The following is a 20,455-nucleotide window of genomic DNA, read 5'->3' on the forward strand; positions in this document are numbered from 1 at the left end:
AGCTTACGGCAAATGCCGGGCAAAATTTAACCTGCAGGGATTTAAAAAATTTAATAAGGGCTTAACAGTTGCTGCCCGTTTGAGGAGTATTAAATGGAAGAAATTAAAGAAACCGTCGGGTTTGACAGACGCAGAAAGATTATTCTTACTGCCATCTTCGCCGTATTTGTAATTTCCGGTCTCAGCATTCAGTTTCCGAACATGATACATGACTACCGCGCAAAAGGATTTGTCAAGGAATGGGCCCCTGTATTCTCAAGCTGCAAGTCAATAGATTGTGTCTATACAACATCGGGCAAAAATCCGGATTATTTCTACAAGAGGACTTTTGAAAACGGCGAATGGGTCATTGCCGTAAATTCTAATTCCTGCGAAGGATTGGCCAATTTCAATGCCTCGGTGTTTTACGGAAGCGACGGCGCCATTTATTATCAGACCGGATACAAATACTGCGGTCAGTCCGCCTTCAAAGAGGCCCTCGACAGCATCAGGGAAGGAGACCTTACGCGGTTCTATGACAAGCTCCCCTATAAACTTCACTATTGGAAAGGTTAATGTGTCGGCTGTTTAACGCAGGAGAATAATAGCAAAACGAGATTCAGAAAACGACTTCACCGAGGTCTGACAAAAGAGTTTTTTGTATGGAAAGATTGGCGACTTTAAAGGCTGATCCTGATGAATGCTTCTGACTTTCAAACCCGTTATTGGAAATGCTTATACGCAATTGACATAGGTATTCTTCAATTATAGTATAGACCATATTTTTGATTCCAGTGATGTATATGAATTCTAACATATTGAGGCAGCAAGGTTTTCTATTCCTGTTTAAGCGAGTACCGGGTAACCTCAAGTGTACATTACGGGCATCAATCATAATATCAGCCAAGGAGGGTGATATGCACAATGGTAATAATATCATGAGGAGAGTTCTTATCCCGGCCGTAATTCTGGCATTCATGATGATTTCAGCAGGCTGCAGAGAAGGAGCGTCAGGAAAGCTTACCGTCCTCAGCACAAATGACAGCCATTCGCACACGATAGGCGCACCGGCTGAGCAGTATGACCCGTCTTCAACAGGAGACGGGACCATCGGCGGCGCTTCCCGCGCAGCAGCTGTAATAGATGCCGAGAGGCTCATAAATCCCGACCTTATGGCGTTTTCCGCAGGAGACTTCACCGACGGGACCATATTCATAACGGGAGAAAACGGTGCCGCTGATTTCAACCTGCTGTCCGACATGGGATTCACGGCAGCGTGCCTCGGTAACCACGAAATGGGCATGGGGCCGGAAGGTCTCGCCCATGCGATACTCAATGCAAGGCAACCAGTAATTCCGCTCGTATGCTCCAATTTCAGTTTCAGTAATGATGACACGCCCGAGGGGCATTCTGACGACCTGCTTGAATCGCTTCACTCAGAGACAGAGAAGCCCGGCAAATATATCTTCGATTACATTATCCGCACAACCCCGTCCGGGATAAAGGTCGGCATCTTCGGCCTGATCGGAGGCAGTGTCCTTATGCCTGATGCCCTGCCTGTGAAATTCAAAATCAACAATCTCAAGATACAGACGCTTGTCAACAAGCTGCGGAATAAGGAGAAGGTCGATGTCGTCGTATGCCTAATGCACGCCGGATTTTCGATTGACGGTTCAGGAACCCCGAGCGGAGAGGTGCCTGACCTTGCAAAGAACGTATACGGTATAGACATAATCTGCTCGGGACATTCACACACGCTGGGAACTGCTGTTGTTAAATACTGGGCGCCATGGAGCACCTGGAAGACAACCATCATGGAGGCCGATGACGAGTTCAAGTATGTGGCCGCATCGAACCTGTTCGTGGAAAAAGGCAGGGTGAACACCGCACTCACCGAAACACGCCATATCAAGGTCGATGACACCATAGCCGGATTGCCTTCGGTCAACGCCAGGGTTGATGAAATCACAAGCGATATCGAGACGAAATACCTGAGCCGTTATCCGGTTCTGGGAGACGGCACGATCTTCGCAACACTGGCTCATTCTGATTTTGCACTATCGAGCTTGAACTCCATGAACCTCGTGACTGACGCCATGCGCGGCATTGCAGGCACCGACATTGCGGTATGCACGCCGGGAGCGGATACCGCTTATGTTCAGACGTCTCCTGGCGGTGCGATAAACGTATATGAGGCCTTTGCCGCCATGCCTCACAGCATCGGCCGCGACGGAACACCCGGGGGGGCACTTTATGCATATTATCTCAAAGGCTCGGATATCCTTTCTCTATTCGAGCTGGGGACCTGCCTGCTGGGACAGTTGACCAGCGACCTGTTTGTAGTGCCCTCTGGAATACGGATAGTCTTTGATTCGAGCGGCACCATAGGCAAACGGGTCCTTCAGATGTATGAAATTTCAGCGGATGAAGGTACTGAAACACTAATTTATGACAGCGAAAATCCCAAATATCTCTTAAGGGGCGGATGGGTCACCGATTCAAAGAAAAACTATTCCGTAAGTTCGAGCCTTCTTGTTCTCATAGGCATCAGATATGTCACTAATCTGTTGCCTCTGGTCGATATCTGGCCGAGGGATGTGAGCGGCAACAAGGTGAAATGGGAGGTCGTATCCGATCTCGACCAGTTCGTCGTACACGGAATCAACCCTTTAACCGGAGAATCCTATGAGGTAAAGGCCTGGTACAGCCTTGCGCAGTGGCTTCTGAATCTTCCCGGCGGAGAGGTCCCGTCACGCTTTAATGATGATGCCGCGATAAACCCGGCAGGTCCTGCCTGGCGCAGGGTATGGGACGTAAAAAAATACGGTGAGCCTTATTAACTGAGAATAAAATCCTAGAAGGCAGGAGTCAGACTTACAAAGACCCCTGCCTTTTATTTTCATCAAAGAGCTTCAGATACTCACCATACCCGGCTTTTTCCATATCCTCTTTTGGTATGAATTTCAGCGATGCCGAGTTTATGCAGTATCTAAGGCCTGTTGGTCCCGGCCCGTCATCAAATACATGGCCGAGATGAGAACCGGCTTTACTGCTCCTGACCTCCGTCCTTCCCATGAAGCCCTTTTCCTTCTTCTCAATGATGTTCTTGCTTTCGACCGGCCTGGTAAAACTCGGCCAGCCGGTACCGGAATCGAACTTGTCTCTCGAGCTGAAGAGCACCTCGCCTGAAACTATGTCCAAATATATGCCTTCGCGCTTGTTGTCCCAGTATTCATTTCTGAAAGGAGGCTCTGTTCCGCAGTTCTGGGTCACCTCGTACTGCATGGGTGTAAGTTTCTTTTTCAGGTTTTCTTTTCCCCATGTCTTTTCCAGCCAGCCCTTTCTGCCTGAACCCTCCTTGTAAAGCCTGTATTTGACAGGGCAGGTCCTTGCATAATTCTGATGATAGTCTTCGGCCTTATAAAATACCGATGCCGGTAGAATTTCAGTGGCGACAGGCTTGTCGAACATCCCTGAATTTTCGAGCCTGTTCTTCGATCCCACGGCCGCCTTTTTTTGATTTTCGTCCTTATAGAATATTGCGGTCCTATACTGCCTGCCCCTGTCTGAAAATTGACCGGAAGGATCGGTAGGATCGATATTCCTCCAGAATATGTCCAGAAGCCTTTCGTAAGAAATAAGGACCGGATCGAATGTCACCTCGACCGCTTCATAATGACCTGTCGTCCCCGAGCATACCTGTTCATATGAGGGGTTGGCAACGGATCCTCCCGTATATCCCGAAACAGCCTTTATCACACCTTTCTCCCCGCTGAAGGCAGCCTCCATGCACCAGAAGCAGCCGCCGGCGAACACCGCGGTTTGCTGATTATTCGTCATAACTGTCTTTTCCTTCTCTTCGCTCTGGGTGCAGGAGAAAGCAAAAAACATCAACCCTGCAATGAGCATTGATTTCTTCATATGAATTCAGTAGGAATTGGAGTTGAGAATCTCAAGGCCCGATGTCAGATTCTAATTTTCAAGGAGAGCAAATGGAGCAAACGAATATCAGTCCCAGGGCATCATCTGCAGGGATAGGCGATGCGGAAATTTCATACCTCGAGTACGAGGGCACCGGGAAAACAATTATATTTCTTCATGCGACAGGCTTCATGCCATGGATATGGCACCCGATCGCAAGGGAATTTGCGGGCAGGCATCATGTGCTGGCGCCGTATTTCTGCGATCACCGCTCAGTAGATCCGTATGAAGGCGGCCTCAACTGGCTCCAGCTCGCCGATGACCTGACAAAATTCTGCAATGTACTTAATATAGACAAGCCCTACCTTATCGGACACTCGATGGGTGCAACGGTCATAACCATGGCGGCGGCAGTTTCCGGGCTTGAAACCTCCGGCATGGTTCTTATTGAGCCCATATTCCTTCCTGAAGACATTTATGCAATGGATCTGGGTGTCGAGCAGCATCCGCTTGCATCAAAATCGATCAAGCGCCGCAACGGATGGGCCGACTCCGACGAGGCTTTTGCGTATCTTAAATCAAGGCCTCTGTTTAAAAGATGGGATGAAGAAATGCTTCACCTTTACCTGGAACACGGCATGAAGCCTGATGAGGAAGGGTTGAAGCTCACATGCTCGCCTGTAAAGGAGGCATCCCTGTTCATGGGTGGAACACATTTCAACCCCTGGCCTGTTCTGCATAAAGTCTCTCAACCGGTGCTTGTGGTTGAAGGGTCGCTGAGCGAAAACAGGGGCTTCATCGAATATGAAAAGGCGGCAGGCCTTTTTCCTGAGGGGCGATATCTTCTCGTGGAAGATGCCGGACATCTCATTCCGATGGAAAAACCTGCTTTGATTACAGAGATAATTCAATCTTTTCTCCCCGAATAAGGCTTTTCGAAGTTATAAATCAGTAATTTCCTGATTGTGGCGTTACTGCTGAATTCTATAAATGATAAAATACAGCTGGGTATCAGCGCCTTGAGTTAATGTCTGGCTGAAAAGCCAGAAAACAGATCGAGTATTTATAACATAGCGGTTAAAGGAGGAACAGATAATGAAAGACTGTCTCTTTAAAATATTGTTGGTTCTTGCGCTGGCGCTCCCGGTCTCAGTCCAGGTTTATGCTGCACCGTTCCATTACAGCGATATTTACGGTCAATATGATATCAATATATCCACGACAGAACCCTATATCGCATTCGATGGCCGGGCTGATACAGAAAACACATATGTCATATATGGACAGACAGCTGCTCTTCCCGATGGAAACAGGCCGATAACCTCTGCTCCCGTCCCTGAACCGATGACTCTTGTCCTTTTCGGCATAGGCATGATCGGTATAGGCTTTCTTGCAAGAAAAGGAACAATATAAAAAAGAAGGTGGAGTATGTTTGAACCTACAAGCGGGTGGATGTAATGCCCAGAATCAGCAAAAATACTGTAACCTCCCTGAAGCTGGCCGGTATATTACTTGAAAATCGCCTTGAGAACAGAGGTAAAGATCCGGTCTCAGAAAATGAAAAGGCCCCAGCTCAGAATGATCGACGAAAGGCGAAACGTCTCAACCTTGAAAAGGACATAATGTTCAGACATGCCAACGGCAAAAATGCTTTCGGCCATATAATAAATATCAGCAGAAGAGGAATGTACATCATAACAGACACACCTCTTGATAACGGCGAAGAAATCCATGCGAACCTTTTTCGGGTAAACCTCAAGGGCATTACAGGCATCGATGGCCGCATCGTAAGAAAGGGAGATAACGGGGTCGCGGTCCGTTTTGTCTGAAGAGAAACGAGCACTCAATATCGCAAATATCCTTAATTACTGAAAAACCATATTCTTCTTTAAAAAAAACCATTTTTGTCCATAACCATTGCACTTTAGAACCGGTTTAATACAATTGGTTCTCAATCATTATTGACTGATCCTTTTTTTTAAGCATAAAGTCATACATGACTGAACAGCCATTCATTTTGTAAAGGAGAAGGATATGAGCAACATTATCAGCAGGGATACAATCGGAGACATTACAAGAAAGGCAGCCACAAAATACGGGGACAAGACAGCCATTATTTTCAGGGATATAAAACTTTCTTATTACGAACTTGAAAAAGAGGCTAGGCGCTTCGCGAATCTCATGACCAGTTACGGAATAAAGAAGGGTGACAGGGTAGCCATTTATTCCTACAACTCTCATTACTATCCCATCAGCATGATTGGTCTTTCGAAAATCGGCGCAATACAGGTTCCCATAAACTACATGCTGAACGCCGAAGAAATCGCATATATAGTCAATCATTCCGGTTCCAGGTTGTTCATCGTCGAAGATGCGCTCTACCCCATCATTGCTAAGGCCCAGGACAAATTCACCACTGTCGAAAAATGGGGTTTTCTTCCTCTTGCGGATACAGAGATACCGGCTGGCTTCTTCAACCTCATAAAAGAAATGGAATCGATGAATTATGATGAGTCCTATGTAGAGGTGAATGCGGAAGACATAGCCCAGATTCCATACACGAGCGGTACGGAGTCCAAGCCCAAAGGGGCAATGCTCTCACACCGTGCGCTCATGTCGGAATATTACAGCTGCATATTTGACGGCCAGTATGACACCTATGATGTAAGCCTTAACGCCCTGCCGCTCTTCCACTGCGCACAGCTGCACTGCTTCCTGATGCCGTACCTTTATGTGGGTGCAACCAATGTCATCATGCACAAGGCAGACCCTCTTGAGATGATCAGGGCAATCGAAAAGTATCAGATAACTCATACATTCGCACCTCCTACCGTCTGGATTGGCATTCTCAACCATCCCGAATTCAAGAACCACAACCATAGCAGCCTGAAGAAGGCTGCCTACGGGGCCAGCATCATGCCGGTTGAAATAATAAAACAGCTCTCGGTCGCTTTCAGGGGTTTGAAGCTCTGGAACTATTACGGCCAGACCGAAATGGGTCCGGTCGCGACAATACTGAAGCCCGAAGACCAGCTTTTAAAGCCCGGCTCCGCAGGCAAGCCTGTCCTTAATGTCGAAACGAGATTGATGGATTTTGAAGGCAATTTCGTTCCGAACGGTGAAGTGGGCGAGATAGTCCACCGCTCAGGGCAGGTCATGACCGGATATCTCAATGACCCTGAAAAAACCGCAGAAGCGTTCGAGTACGGATGGTTCCACAGCGGAGATCTCGGCCGCTTCGACGAAGACGGATATCTTTATGTCGTTGACCGTAAAAAGGACATGATCAAGACAGGCGGTGAAAACGTCGCATCACGTGAGGTCGAGGAAGTGCTCTACAAGCATCCCGGCATTGAAGAGGTGGCAGTAATAGGCCTCCCCGATCCCAAATGGATCGAAATCGTAGCGGCAGTGATCGTTCCGAAAAAGGGCATTGTCCTTTCAGAAAAAGACATCATCTCATTCTGCAAGGAAAACCTCGCCGGATTCAAATGCCCGAAGAAAATTCATATCACGGACAAACTGCCGAAGAACCCTTCCGGAAAGATATTAAAGCGCGAACTGAAAGAGGAATTGGGGAAATAACATGGCAGAAGATAACAGGAGGCAACCAGCATGACGACAAGAACCGCTTCATTCAACATCTCGGACTGGACTACTGCCATGAGGATACCTTTCGCTACAGTCGCTGTTGTGCCGTTCTGTGTAGGGATTCTGCTGGCAATCTTCAACGGCGTGCCGGTATCATTGCCTGCATCGATTTCGGGAGTCATAGCGGTTTTCCTTATATGCACGGGATGCCACCTGATAGGTGAAACGGCCGATAAGGCCGAAGATGCGATAACCCTGAAAACGGGCCGGACAAAATTCTCAGGAGGCACACTATCGGTAGTGCAGGGCAAGCTGAATGAAAAAAAGGTAATGAAAGCCGCTTTTGTCTGTTTTACTGTTTCAGCCATTCTTGGCGGTATTATCTTTTACATCCACAGATCGTTCTGGCTGGTAGGACTCGGCTCCTTTGGAGCCGCGGCCGCGATATTCTATTCCATGCCGCCCGTAAGGCTTGCCAAGCGTGGAATGGGCGAGCTTGTCATTGGCGTATGCTACGGATGGCTCACAATTGTTACGGGTTATGCATGCGCATCAAACACAATGCCGCCGGATTCGTATATCTGGTGCTGGCCGGTTGCGCTTACGGTATTCAACATCATTCTCATAAATGAATTCCCGGATTACATACCTGACTCGACAACCGGCAAAAGAAATATCGTGGTCAGGATAGGAATGGAAAAAAGCCAGTGGATATACACATCCGCATCAATCCTTACCGGGATATCAATATTCAGCATCTGGTTAAGGTACAGGCCATTTGAGTTTGCCTTTCTTGCTGTGGCATTACCCGGTATTTTGCTTTCCTTTGCACTTGCATACCTTGTTGCCGTAAAAAAATTATGGAAATCACACAGCACGATCGAGCCGGTATGTGCGCTCACAATAGTGCTCAATCATATATCATCCATAACGATAGCGCTCCTGGTAAGATGGTAGTTGCCCCCTATTTATCCGTTCATAATCTCATCAGACAGTTCGCTTCATCTCTCCTGCTGATGAGGACCGCCAGATGGAAACACTTTCCATTGTGGCTCTCTAAAAACGCCTGGAAATCCATACCTGTTGCAGGAGGTGCTGTCGGTATGGGCTGCATCGGTTTCGGATATCATGCGGTATGGGAAGTGACTGAAGCATGCAATCTCAGGTGCAGGCATTGCCATGCAACCAGCAGCGTGGCATCCCCGGATGAGCTCGACACCATGGAGGGCTTCAGGCTGCTTGAGCAGATATACGGGCTCAAGGGCTTCCAGATGCTCGCATATTCGGGAGGAGAACCGCTTGTAAGAAAAGATATCAATGACCTTCTTGCATATGGAAAGAAGCTGGGACTTGTCAATGTAATCGCTACTAACGGCACATTGATCGATTATCCGCGTGCAAAAGAGCTGAAAAAACTTGGCGTAAAAGGCGTAGCCGTAAGTTTCGACTCCACAGACCCACAGATACATAACAGTATCAGACAGAGTCCTACAGCGTTTGACCGGGCTATAAGCGGAATAGAGGCGTGCAGGAAGGCCGGGATAATCGTTCAGCTCAACTATACTGCGATGAAAGAAAATATTGAGACACTGCCCGAAGTGGTGAAGTTCGCACATGATGTCAATGCGGCAATCATGCTCTGCTATCAGCTCGTACCTATGGGAAGAGGCGGCGCTATTGCATGTTCTGCTCTTTCTCCCGAGGACAACAGGCTACTTATGAAAAGCATAAAAGAGCTTCAGTCCGATGCGGTCACCATCGTCGAGCCGGTTGCAGGTCCGCAGTACTGGCCTCACCTTCTCGGCAGGGACAACAATGACCCAAAGCGTCTGATAAAACACAGCCTTTTCCACGGCTGCGCGGCAGGATGGGGCCTCATATACGTCAAGCCGAACGGTGATGTATGGCCCTGCCCGTTCGTCCCCGTGAGCGGCGGGAATGTAAGGTCTATGGGCCTTTCAGATATTCACAGAAAAAGTGACATATTTTTTAAACTCTCAGACAGGGACAATCTGAAAGGCAAATGCGGCGAATGCGAAAACAGGCACATATGTGGCGGTTGCCGGGGAAAGGCGTATGCAGCCTTCGGGGACGCTCTGGAAACAGATCCCACATGCTACAGTCACCATACTGTAATGCCCCAATATCTGAAATGGTCTTCTAACGGTGCATTTTTTGGCGATACGCCCGGAGGAGGCACAGGAACCTGCGGCTGATAAATACTTTCATCTCGTCTTATAACTTTTATCAAATGACAATCAGGCATCATTACTGATATAATTGTCGTATTCAATATGAGGAGATTGATATGAGGAAGACAAAGGGGTCATTTTTTATCCTGACGGTTACGGTGCTGCTGATGCTATGCGCCTGCAGAAACAGCTTCGAGCGGCAATATATAACGGATGATCAGGGTCGCGCCTTGATACTTCACGGTCTTAATGTCAGCTGCTCTTCGAAATATTACGAGGACAGGGTCGGCTGGACCAAGAAGGAAGATATCCTGAGAATGTCCCGCGACTGGGGGTTTAATTTCGCCCGTATGCTTGTGCTGTGGGACGGTATCGAACCCGAGAAGGGCGTATTCGATGAGGCCTATCTTGACAGGATTGCAGAACGCCTCGGCTGGTATGAAGAGGCGGGCATACATGTTGTCCTCGATATGCACCAGGACCTCTATTCCATACACTTCGGCGGTGACGGGGCCCCATCCTGGGCTATCGAAGACAACGGCTGGGCGTTCGAATATCATAACCCCTGGTCGATCAACTATCTTGCACCAGCCGTAATCGCCGCATTCGGTAACTTCTGGGATTATGAGAATCCCGAATATGCCTATCTGCAGGAACATTATACAATGGCGGTCATGAAGATTGTAGAGCGCTTCCACGACCATCCGGCTGTAATAGGCTATGACCTGATGAACGAGCCCTACCCTGGCTACCATAAGCCTTTTACCTTTGAATCTCAGGTGCTCAGGCCTTTTTATGAAAGACTGACAGCGGCCATCAGGACTGTAGATAACGACAACTGGGTATTTTTCGAGCCGATTGCCATCCCGGTAAACCAGGGAACACCCTCATATCTGGGAGTTGTCAAAGACGTCAGGCCCGGAGGGGACAGGCTTGCATACTTCCCTCATATATATGCCTTCAGCCTGTCCACCATCCTGCTGTGGGAAGAAACCAGGAAGAATGAGGCGGCCAGACAGCAATCCCCAATGCTTATCGGTGAACTTGGCTTCTCCGGTAACGGAACCGCAGCCGACACATATCTGAAACAGGTCATGGCAATGGCGGACCGCACCACAAGCGGCTGGGCGTACTGGTCTTATGACGTCGATCCGATGGGTGTAATAAACGCTGACGGGAGCGAACAGACAAAGATGAACGACCTTGTCAGGGTATATCCGAAGGCGGTGGCAGGTTTTCCAACCAGCTACGACTACAATCCGAATACCCGGAAATTCGTTCTTGTTTTCAATGAAACCGGGGTCAATGCTCCTACCGAAATTTACATACCTGCAAAGCGTTTCTTCCCTGAAGGATGGAAACTTGAAACAAGCGACCCGGCAGGCTCGTGGTCAAGCGAATGGAACGCGGAATCGGAAGTGTTGAAGGTTTACACAGACCCGAATCAGGCGGTTCATACTATAAAAATATCGCCCGAAGTTTGAAAATATAAGGAGGCGTGTAAGTGCCTCCTTTCTCACCACTCTTAACTCCCAAGCGGCTTTTTTATTCCCACTCTATCGTGCTCGGCGGTTTTGAGCTGATATCATAGACCACCCGGTTGACGCCTTTGACCTCATTGATGATGCGGGTCGAAATCCGTGCAAGTATTTCATACGGTATCTTAACCCAGTCTGCAGTCATGGCATCCATGCTGTGTACGGCGCGTATCGCGATGGCGTTCGCATATGTCCGCTCGTCGCCCATAACACCCACGCTCTTTACCGGCAGCAGCACTGCGAATCCCTGCCAGATGTCCTTGTAGCCTTCCCATTTCTGGAGCTCTTCCTGCACCCTCAAATCCGCCTGGCGGAGAACGTCGAGCTGTTCTTTCGTTATTTCACCGAGAAGCCTCACGGCAAGGCCGGGGCCCGGGAACGGCTGGCGCTTCAAAAGCTTGTCGGGGAGCCCGAGTTCATGGCCGAGCACTCTGACCTCGTCCTTGAACAGTTCCTTGAGCGGTTCAATAAGTGTGAATTTCAAATCCTTTGGCAGGCCTCCGACATTGTGATGGCTTTTTATGGTTACCGAGGGCCCTCCTTTGGCCGAACGGCTTTCGATAATATCCGGATAAAGTGTCCCCTGCGCCAGGAACTTTGCGCCGCCGATCCTGTCGGCTTCGCCATAAAATACATCGATAAAAGTCTTGCCTATTATCTTGCGTTTTTTCTCTGGGTCCGAGACACCTTTCAGCTCGTTGAGAAAGAGATCGCTTGCATCGACTATATCGAGGTTGATCGGATAATCATGTGTGAACATCTGCCTTATTTCGTCCACTTCATTGGCGCGCAAGAGCCCGTTGTCAACAAATATGGCCGTCATCTGTCTGCCTATCGCCTTATGTATAAGCGCTGCGGCAACGGATGAATCGACACCGCCAGAAAGCCCGCAGATCAAATTATCTTTTCCGACTGTGGCACGAATTTTAGCCACGGTCTCTTCTATGAAGCTGGCCATTGTCCATTCGCCCCTGCATCCGGCAATGTTGAACAGGAAATTTCTCAGCACCTCCATACCCCTCGGTGTATGGACAACCTCCGGATGGAACTGGACACCGAATATCTTCCTTTTGAAATCGCCCATAGATGCGATGCACGACGATGTGTGCGCAAGGACGGCAAAGCCTGCCGGCGGCACTTTGACATGATCGCCATGGCTCATCCATACATCCATTCCCAGGCTGAATCCGTCAAAGAGACCTTTATGAGAATCGATTTCAATTGTTGCGGGACCGTACTCGCGGCTTTTACCGGCATCAACCGTTCCGCCTGAAACGAGCGTTATCAGCTGCATCCCGTAGCATATCCCGAGCAAGGGGATTCCGCTTTTAAGGAGCGCCGGATCCATGCCCGGATGATCTTCCTCAAGGACCGATGAGGGGCCGCCTGAAAGGACCACAGCTTTTACACCCATCTTTTTGAGCTCATCGGCGGTCGTATCATGCATAAGTATTTCGCAGTAAACTCCAAGCTCTCTAATGCGTCTGGCAATAAGCTGTGCATACTGGCTGCCGAAATCAAGAACAGCTACCATCTCTCTCATATTAAACCTCTGGATTATAGAATTGTTAATACAGCGGACAGCAGAAAACAGTTTCTATATTTTCCCTCTCCAGCTATTCCTGCCCTTCCATGCAGTCACAGCTTGAAAATGCGAATTTGTCATAATCCGACGGTTTTGCAGTCGGATATTTGCCGGTAAAACAGGCCGTGCAAAAATCTGTGGGATTGACCACGGTTGCAAGCATGGCGTCAATGCTGAGGTATTTCAGGCTGTCCGCTTCAATAAATTCACGAATTTCCTCTACCGTCTGCTGCGACCCGATAAGTTCACCCTTGCTGGATATGTCGATACCGTAAAAGCATGGGCATTTGACCGGAGGCGAACTTATCCTTACATGAACCTCTTTAGCACCGCCCTCCCTGATAAGCTTCACAAGCTTTTTCATGGTGGTTCCCCTGACAATCGAGTCATCCACAACAACGACCCGCCTGTCCTGGAGCACGCCGCCAACTGGATTGAATTTTATCTTGACGCTGTCCTGCCTTGACTTCTGGTATGGTGAGATGAATGTACGCCCAACATAATGGTTTCTGATAAGACCTATCTCGAAACGTTTTCCCGAGGCCTGGGCATATCCCAGCGCAGCGGTATTTGCAGAGTCCGGAATGGGGATTACGATGTCGGCTTCGGCAGGAGATTCATAAGCAAGCTGCTTCCCCAGCCTTCTCCTGATCTTGTCGACCTTTTCGCCGAATATCCAGCTGTCAGGACGGCTGAAATATATGTATTCGAATATGCATTGCGCCTTGTTGTGAGATTCATTAAGCCACAAGGATTTAACGCCTGATGAATCTATGACTATCATCTCTCCTGGTTCGAGCGATCTGATATATTCAGCCCCCACAATATCGAAGGCACAGGTTTCGGATGCTACCATATATCCTGAGGAAGTCCTGCCGAGGCTGAGCGGTCTGAATCCCATCGGGTCTCTCGCAGCTATAACCTTATCGTTGGTAAGAAATACATAGCAGTATGCGCCGACCATCTGCGAGAGTGCTTCAATAATCTGTTCTTCGATAGTTGTTTTCTGAGACCTCGCAATAAGATGCATCACTATCTCGCTGTCCGATGTGGTCTGGAATATCGAGCCTGCGCTTTCCATTTCAGATCTGAGACTCGGCGCATTAATCATATTCCCGTTGTGCGCAGACGCAAGCTGTCCTGATTTGCACTGAATAACAAGGGGCTGGGCATTTGCTATATTCGTACCGCCCCTTGTCGAATAGCGGTTATGGCCGATTGCCGAATGTCCGTGAAGCCTCGGCATTATCCTCGAATCAGAAAAGACCGACCTGACCAGACCGAGGCCCTTGTGATATCTTATATCGTGACCGTCTGAGGCAGCAATGCCTGCGCTCTCCTGCCCCCGGTGCTGAAGGGCGTAAAGCCCCAGATAAACCTTTTCCGAGGCATCCTCATCGCCATAAATGCCTACTATTCCACAGTATTCCTTTAATGAATCATCATGATCGACCGGATTATACATATTACAGGCAGACTTCTCCTTTGAAAGCGACGTCCACAGCACCTATAAGCCACACATCGGTAAATGAACCGTCTTTATATTTAAAGTCTATCTTGAGTTCACCGCCGGGTACTACCACCTTTATAGGAGTGTCTGACACATCTTTCAAGGCGGCGCTCAAAAGGGCCGAGGCTGTCGCGCCCGTTCCGCATGCGAATGTTTCGTCTTCTACGCCCCGTTCATAGGTGCGTACCCTGATAGTCCCCTTATCAACCACCTGGACAAAATTGACATTTGTCCCGGCAGGCCTGAACGCTTCATGATGGCGGATCATACCGCCTAATATCCTGACCGGTACCGACTCCACATCGTCCATGAAGAGAACGGCGTGTGGCACACCCGTATTTATGAACTGGACCATATATTCCATGCCTTTGATGGTGACTGGTATGTCTTTTTTCATTCCGGCCGGATCGGTGAGTTTTATTGCTGCACCGTCTCTATTGAGCTCAGCCTCGATTATTCCTGCAAGTGTCTTGAATTTCATCCTGTTTCCGGCGATTCCCTGTCCCGCGGCAAACCTGGCGGCACATCTTGATCCGTTTCCGCACATTTCAGCCTCGCTGCCGTCCGAGTTGAAAATCCGCATGGTGAAATCCGCCTCGTTCGACGGTTCAATGAGTATGATGCCGTCAGCGCCGATCCCGAACCGTCTGTGGCAGAGCCTCAGTGCAAGATTGCTCAAATCAGTCTTCAGGCCGAGGTTCATATTGTCTATCATGATGAAATCATTGCCCGTGCCTGACATTTTCACAAAGGAAAGACAGTTACCGCTCATAAATAACTCCTAGTCTATATTCTGAAACATTTAGAAAGATTGTGCCCAGGTGATAGCTTCGATTAACAGACCATTATTATCCGGTCAAGAGACAGTTGAACACGTTATCGATTGTATTAATAAACCTGGACTACCCGAAGCTGTAGCCCTTTGTGATGAAGTAATTGATCCTGTCATAGAAAAATATGATGCGGTTGTTAAGTTCGAGAGTTGAGTATATTTCAAGGGGAGATGAGAGTATCCGCTTCTTTATTACAGACAGCCATATGGATTTCCTGCTTAGAGCAAGCGCCGTCAGAATTTCAGCAAGCATGAAGGTCTCTTTCCTGATGTTCTTTCCGAACTCGACATACTTTTTATAATCTACCTCGCTTCCCTTCAGCCATGATCTGACATCACTTAAAACCATGCTGTTCAGCCTGGAAAGCTCAACCTTAAGAATCCCGGCTCCGGGAATACTGTCCAGCACGTCCTTAATCCACCCGCTGGAAATTTCATCCATATCCATATCAATAATCTTTATCAGAAGATTCGAAAGGAAGGCCCCGGACTTTTCATTCCCCGCCGAGATGCCTTCGATATTCAATGCGCCGGGAAAGAGCTGCCTGAAAGAATCCATCATCGCCCAAGTATCCTTATAAAGCATCCTGAAGATTTCGAGCGCCTTTTCATTCGATGACCAGGCAAGTTCAGGAAGGCTGCTTATGGGAAAGTATGCTGCATCGGTAGCGTCATCTCCCGGTTTGAGCACACCCCCTGTTGCCCTGACCTCATAAGTGACAATAGCAAGACTGCCGTAAAAGTAATTTTCGACGGTATCAACATCAATAAGCCTGACGATCTCTCCGGTAAGGCCGGTCTCTTCAGACAATTCCCTCAGGGCGGCCTGGCTTACTTCTTCGCCTGACTCCGCAAAACCTATGGGCAGGCACCACATGTCCTTATAAGGGTCTTTTTTTCTCTTCACGAGAAGCACTTCCCGGTTCTCGTTAGAAACGATGCAGCAGGCAACAGGAAGCGGGTTTTCATAAAACACGGTTTTACAGTTTCTACAGTAGTCCCTTTTCCTGCCATCGATCGTCTTTCTCGATATGGTACCGCCACAGAAACAACAGTATTTTTTCTTTTTTTTCATTGCCTGCCCCGAGCCTTATTTTTTCTGCTTTTTAATATTATCTTAAAACAAAGCAGCAATCCTGTTTTTTGCCGCTTTTCTCCATATCGACTGTTCCCACCCCATCCCTAAAGATTATTACGGTTCCGAAAGGTCTGGATATCTCTTCAAGATGGCATATGATTTCTTCTGCCCTGTTTCCTCTTGCAGATGCAGGTTTGAACATCACCTCATAATTATCAACGATAACGGGATAAAGCCTGACACTGTAAATTCTGTCCTTTTTCATAATAATTTCTGCAGCAAAACTTACAGGGGTTTTCCTGCTGTAGGACCCGAATGCATAATTCCCCATACTGTAAAAAACAGGTTTCCCTTTATATATTTCCACGGGCTGCGGGACATGGGGATGATGCCCGAATATGATATCAGCCCCATAATCTATTGCAGTATGTGCCATTTCTATCTGATATCCTTTCGGTGCGAATGCCAGTTCCGAACCCCAGTGAAAGCTTACAATCACTACATCCGCTTCTTTTTTTGCATTCATGACATCTTCGATTACCGCGCTCCTTTCTCCATAAGCGGTGCCTGCTTTTCCGGATGTAGCCCAGAACTCACCGGGAAAGGTCATCGAATATGAAAGAAGCCCGTATGTGATGCCCTTTCTTTTGATAATACTCAACCTGCGCGCTTTTGTTATATCCATACCTGCACCGGAACATGCCAAACCTGATTTCAGACAGTATTCCTCAGTGGATGTAAGACCGCTGACCCCATAATCCATCATGTGGTTATTGGCCAGTGAAAGCATATCGAATCCGGCTCTTCTGACGGCCTTTATCGATGCAGGATCAGCCCTGAACACGAACTCCTTATCTTTAAACGCATTTCCTCCTTTCGTGACCGGACATTCAAGGTTTGCAAAAGCAAGGTCTGCATTCCTTATCAGCTTTGAAAGTCCGTTATCCCCGAACGAATAATCATAGCCTTTTTTTCTCAGAAGAGGTTTTGCGCTTCCGGAAAGCATTATATCTCCGACACCGATAATTGTCTGTATTCCGGATGGGTCTGGTTTTTCTGCGGCTTCAGTTTCGTTTATGATTATAAGGCTTGTGGCAATAACGATAAAAATAAACTTTCTGAACGGAAATCCGTCACCATGAACGGACTTTTCATGAATGAACGATTTGATTATCGGATTCACCTGAACTTTGCGACAGTTGTCTTTGAACGGTGTCTGGCATTTGTCTGATAATTTGTATTAGTCCTTATCTTGTGGGAAGAATATTTTTTTGAATCTCTATTTTTTTCATGCTTGTTTAATGAAAGCGGATTTACATACACCCCTGATTTCATAACTCTCAGATCAAGATGAGGGCCTGTTGACATTCCTGAAGAGCCGACATAACCGATCACTTCACCGCGCTTTACGGCTTTGCCTTCTGTTATGCCCTTACCAAAACGGCTCAGATGCGCATACTGAGATATATAACCGTTATAGTGCCTGACCTGAATGGTATTGCCGTATCCATTCCGCCAGCCTGTGAAAATTACCTTTCCATATCCTATTGTTTTAACCGGAGTGCCATAGGGTGCGGCATAATCAACCCCGGTATGGTGTTCAGAGTTACCCGTGATCGGATTGACCCTCCATGCAAACTTGGATGTTATCTTTCTGTAGGCCAGAGGCGCCTTCAGGAATTCGCGCTTTGCTGCAAGCTTAGCCCTCAGGAACATCTGCCTTTCCCTGTATATTTCATTTCTTAATCTGTTCTTGAGAGATTTCGGCGCATTGAATATCGACAGATGATCATAGTCTCTATCGATATCATGAGGCATATAGGATTTATCCGATATTTCCCAGGGCACCATTCCGGGTATGAAACTGAGGTCTGCCGCAAGAAGTTCCGCCGGCCCTGGTACGGAATCATTCTGAAATACATCTTTTACTGTCCATACAGGAGAATGGCTGTAGCCTTTTGACGACAATGGTATTTTTATGCTTCCGCCTTTTCCCAGAAATTCAGTCCTTGGATTGAATGCCTCGACAACCGATGACGTCTTTGATGTTTTTGCAGGGCCAGCAACATTTGCATTATTGTATCCGGTCAGTGATGCCTGTCCGGGTGAGGAAACCGGTAATCCCTTTCCTGAATACAACACCTTTCTCTTTTCATCCCTGAATGTATACCCTATTTCCATTATTGCCGTTCTGTCTTTATTATAAGAAAGGTCAATGATACCGCCAGGTTTAATTTTTTTCAGTGTCTTTTTATCTATTTTTTTTGCAGCGGCAAGAGCATCGCCAGTGGATACATCATATCTTTTTAATATTGAAATCAGTATATCCCCGTTTTTGACTTCATATATGATTCCGGCTTTATCCGGACAGCTTTTCTTCAATCCGGAAATACCCGGTTGCACCTTTTGAGGATAATCGGACAGCTTTTCTATGCTTGCCTGTATGCCTGATGTAATAAAAAGGAAGCATGATACAGATACTGCTGCAAGAAACCATTTTAGTGATGGCCGTCTATCCTTGCCCAAAAATAACCTCCACAACCCGTCTTTAAAAAACTGCTAATATTCAAGATTGTTTTGATTCTTAGGGCCATATACACTAATAAAAATCTTCAAGTCAAATCTGCATGTTTTTACTTTATATAATCAATAAGTTAGCATATTTATTTACTTGAGCTGTTTTATAAACTATTCTCACAAAGTAAAGACGAGGTGAAAATGAGCAAGGAAAAGATATATCTTGATCATGCTGCGACAACGCCTGTGCACCCTGATGCGCTTGCCGCCATGCTGCCATGCTTCGGTTACCATTACGGCAATCCTGGCAGTCTCTATTCGCTCGGGAAAAAAGCCGGAAATCTTATTGATGAAGCAAGGTCACGTACAGCCTCTCTGATTGGAGCCTGTCCTGAAGATATCATATTCACCTCAGGAGGGACGGAAGCAGACAATCTGGCTATCAAGGGGGCGGCACTCGCCAGCTGGAAAAAAGGCGGGCATATAATAACCTGTGCAAGCGAGCATCATGCGGTTCTCAATACCTGCGAATGGCTTGAGGACAAAGGGTTCACGGTCACATACCTTCCGGTCGACTCATATGGAATCCTGAATCCCGATGATGTAAAAAAGGCAATAACAAAAGATACAATTCTCATTTCCATCATGCACGCCAACAATGAGACCGGAACAGTGCAGCCGGTTGAGGATATAGGAAAAATCGCCGGTGAGAATGGTATTCTTTTCCATTCCGATGCAGTCCAGAGCGCAGGCAAAATCCCGATCGATGTCGCCAGCATGAATGTCGATCTTCTGAGTATTTCATCACATAAGATTTACGGTCCCAAGGGTGCAGGGGCACTTTATGTAAAAAATAAAGCTGTTCTCTCCCCTCTCTTTTCAGGCGGAGGTCAGGAAAACGGCCTCAGATCCGGAACGGAAAATGTCACCGGAATAGTGGGTTTCGGCCGCGCCTGTGAAATAGCGCTCGGCAACCTTTCCCATAACATTCTGCATGTCAAATCATTGAGAGACTGCCTCGAACAGCTTCTGCTTGAAAAAATACCCGATGCCAGGATCAACGGCCACCCGACAGAGAGACTTCCCCATATACTGAGCGTCTCATTTGAAGGCATAGAGGCTGCAAGCATAATTGCAGCTCTGGATGCATCCGGAATCTGTGCCTCAGCCGGCGCCGCCTGCACCTCAGGATATGTTAAACCTTCTCACGTGCTCGCTGCAATGCAGGTTCCTCCAGGAATGCTGTATGGAACCATCAGGCTGAGTCCGGGCTTGGAGAATACAGAGGACCAGATGCTTGAAGTATCTGATGCCATCCATAAGGCAGTCAGCGAGTTCAGGGAATTTGCCGCCAGAAGATATTCAGAGACAACCTACCTTTTATTCTCTGACGAAAAAAAGGCCAGGAGGGCTAAACTGGCAATCAATAAAGCTGGTATTGACTGTATTTTTGCATCCGTTCCTCCACAGTTCAGGCGTCTTTCTGCAAGCAACACATCTGCGGCAATCCCATCCGCAAAGAAAGCGGCTTCATTGAAGACCTTGTCAGGCATATCTCTCGAACCCCTGGCTGTTTATGACATAAAGGGCGTTGGAATCCACACAAGGAGTTCTCAACTGTCAAAAAAAGAACATTCTTTCTGGGAGGATGTTACGGAGTCTTGACTTGATGCCGATTATACAGGTAATAGTTTTGCGAGGTTATCTTACCG

General features: G+C 47.6%; 17 protein-coding genes. 10 read left to right on the forward strand and 7 right to left on the reverse strand.

What is annotated here, in order from left to right; all coding sequences use genetic code 11:
- Nucleotides 1-93: 93 nt before the first annotated feature.
- Together VIS94_01520 and VIS94_01525 are read left to right on the forward strand one after the other, a co-directional pair.
- On the forward strand, nt 94-555 hold the full coding sequence (locus VIS94_01520; GenBank protein HEY9159752.1) for a hypothetical protein: 462 nt from the start codon (nt 94-96) through the stop codon (nt 553-555).
- 341 nt (nt 556-896) lie between these two features.
- Complete coding sequence (locus VIS94_01525; protein ID HEY9159753.1) at nt 897-2,819, forward strand: metallophosphoesterase; 1,923 nt, start codon at nt 897-899, stop codon at nt 2,817-2,819.
- A 34-nt stretch (nt 2,820-2,853) separates the two neighbouring features.
- Here VIS94_01525 and msrB read toward each other — a convergent pair whose 3' ends face one another.
- Nucleotides 2,854-3,819 carry a peptide-methionine (R)-S-oxide reductase MsrB gene (msrB, locus tag VIS94_01530; protein ID HEY9159754.1) on the reverse strand — a complete coding sequence of 322 codons (966 nt, stop codon included), beginning with the start codon at nt 3,817-3,819 and terminating at the stop codon, nt 2,854-2,856.
- A 152-nt stretch (nt 3,820-3,971) separates the two neighbouring features.
- Between msrB and VIS94_01535 the strand changes: the two genes are divergently transcribed.
- From VIS94_01535 to VIS94_01565, 7 genes are all read left to right on the forward strand, one after another.
- The gene (locus VIS94_01535; GenBank protein ID HEY9159755.1) at nt 3,972-4,829 is read left to right on the forward strand and encodes an alpha/beta hydrolase; all 858 of its coding nucleotides are present in this window, start codon (nt 3,972-3,974) and stop codon (nt 4,827-4,829) included.
- A 166-nt stretch (nt 4,830-4,995) separates the two neighbouring features.
- A complete protein-coding gene (locus tag VIS94_01540) occupies nt 4,996-5,313 on the forward strand; it encodes a PEP-CTERM sorting domain-containing protein (GenBank protein HEY9159756.1) in 318 nt (105 codons plus the stop codon).
- A gap of 44 nt (nt 5,314-5,357) precedes the next feature.
- A complete protein-coding gene (locus tag VIS94_01545) occupies nt 5,358-5,729 on the forward strand; it encodes a PilZ domain-containing protein (protein ID HEY9159757.1) in 372 nt (123 codons plus the stop codon).
- 205 nt (nt 5,730-5,934) lie between these two features.
- Nucleotides 5,935-7,485: a fatty acyl-CoA synthetase gene (locus tag VIS94_01550; protein ID HEY9159758.1), complete on the forward strand. Its 1,551-nt coding sequence runs from the start codon at nt 5,935-5,937 to the stop codon at nt 7,483-7,485.
- Nucleotides 7,486-7,515: 30 nt separating this feature from the next.
- Nucleotides 7,516-8,448, forward strand: a complete 933-nt coding sequence (locus VIS94_01555) for a prenyltransferase (GenBank protein HEY9159759.1) — start codon at nt 7,516-7,518, stop codon at nt 8,446-8,448.
- On the forward strand, nt 8,442-9,707 hold the full coding sequence (locus tag VIS94_01560) for a radical SAM protein (protein HEY9159760.1): 1,266 nt from the start codon (nt 8,442-8,444) through the stop codon (nt 9,705-9,707). The genes VIS94_01555 and VIS94_01560 overlap by 7 nt, the downstream gene beginning before the upstream one ends.
- A 92-nt stretch (nt 9,708-9,799) precedes the next feature.
- A complete protein-coding gene (locus tag VIS94_01565; protein ID HEY9159761.1) occupies nt 9,800-11,167 on the forward strand; it encodes a cellulase family glycosylhydrolase in 1,368 nt (455 codons plus the stop codon).
- A gap of 61 nt (nt 11,168-11,228) precedes the next feature.
- Here VIS94_01565 and guaA read toward each other — a convergent pair whose 3' ends face one another.
- From guaA to VIS94_01595, 6 genes are all read right to left on the reverse strand, one after another.
- Nucleotides 11,229-12,764: a glutamine-hydrolyzing GMP synthase gene (gene guaA / locus VIS94_01570; GenBank protein HEY9159762.1), complete on the reverse strand. Its 1,536-nt coding sequence runs from the start codon at nt 12,762-12,764 to the stop codon at nt 11,229-11,231.
- Nucleotides 12,765-12,837: 73 nt separating this feature from the next.
- Nucleotides 12,838-14,271, reverse strand: a complete 1,434-nt coding sequence (gene purF / locus VIS94_01575) for an amidophosphoribosyltransferase (protein HEY9159763.1) — start codon at nt 14,269-14,271, stop codon at nt 12,838-12,840.
- Nucleotide 14,272: 1 nt separating this feature from the next.
- On the reverse strand, nt 14,273-15,088 hold the full coding sequence (dapF, locus tag VIS94_01580; GenBank protein ID HEY9159764.1) for a diaminopimelate epimerase: 816 nt from the start codon (nt 15,086-15,088) through the stop codon (nt 14,273-14,275).
- 130 nt (nt 15,089-15,218) lie between these two features.
- A complete protein-coding gene (locus VIS94_01585; protein ID HEY9159765.1) occupies nt 15,219-16,223 on the reverse strand; it encodes an NUDIX hydrolase in 1,005 nt (334 codons plus the stop codon).
- 37 nt (nt 16,224-16,260) lie between these two features.
- Nucleotides 16,261-17,409: a CapA family protein gene (locus tag VIS94_01590; protein ID HEY9159766.1), complete on the reverse strand. Its 1,149-nt coding sequence runs from the start codon at nt 17,407-17,409 to the stop codon at nt 16,261-16,263.
- Complete coding sequence (locus tag VIS94_01595) at nt 17,406-18,752, reverse strand: M23 family metallopeptidase (protein HEY9159767.1); 1,347 nt, start codon at nt 18,750-18,752, stop codon at nt 17,406-17,408. The genes VIS94_01590 and VIS94_01595 overlap by 4 nt, the downstream gene beginning before the upstream one ends.
- A gap of 192 nt (nt 18,753-18,944) precedes the next feature.
- Here VIS94_01595 and VIS94_01600 point away from each other — a divergent pair, with 192 nt between their 5' ends.
- Nucleotides 18,945-20,408: a cysteine desulfurase family protein gene (locus tag VIS94_01600; GenBank protein ID HEY9159768.1), complete on the forward strand. Its 1,464-nt coding sequence runs from the start codon at nt 18,945-18,947 to the stop codon at nt 20,406-20,408.
- The last annotated feature ends 47 nt before the right edge of the window (nt 20,409-20,455 follow it).

The organism is Desulfomonilia bacterium (assembly GCA_036567785.1).
Taxonomy (GTDB): Bacteria; Desulfobacterota; Desulfomonilia; order UBA1062; family UBA1062; genus DATCTV01.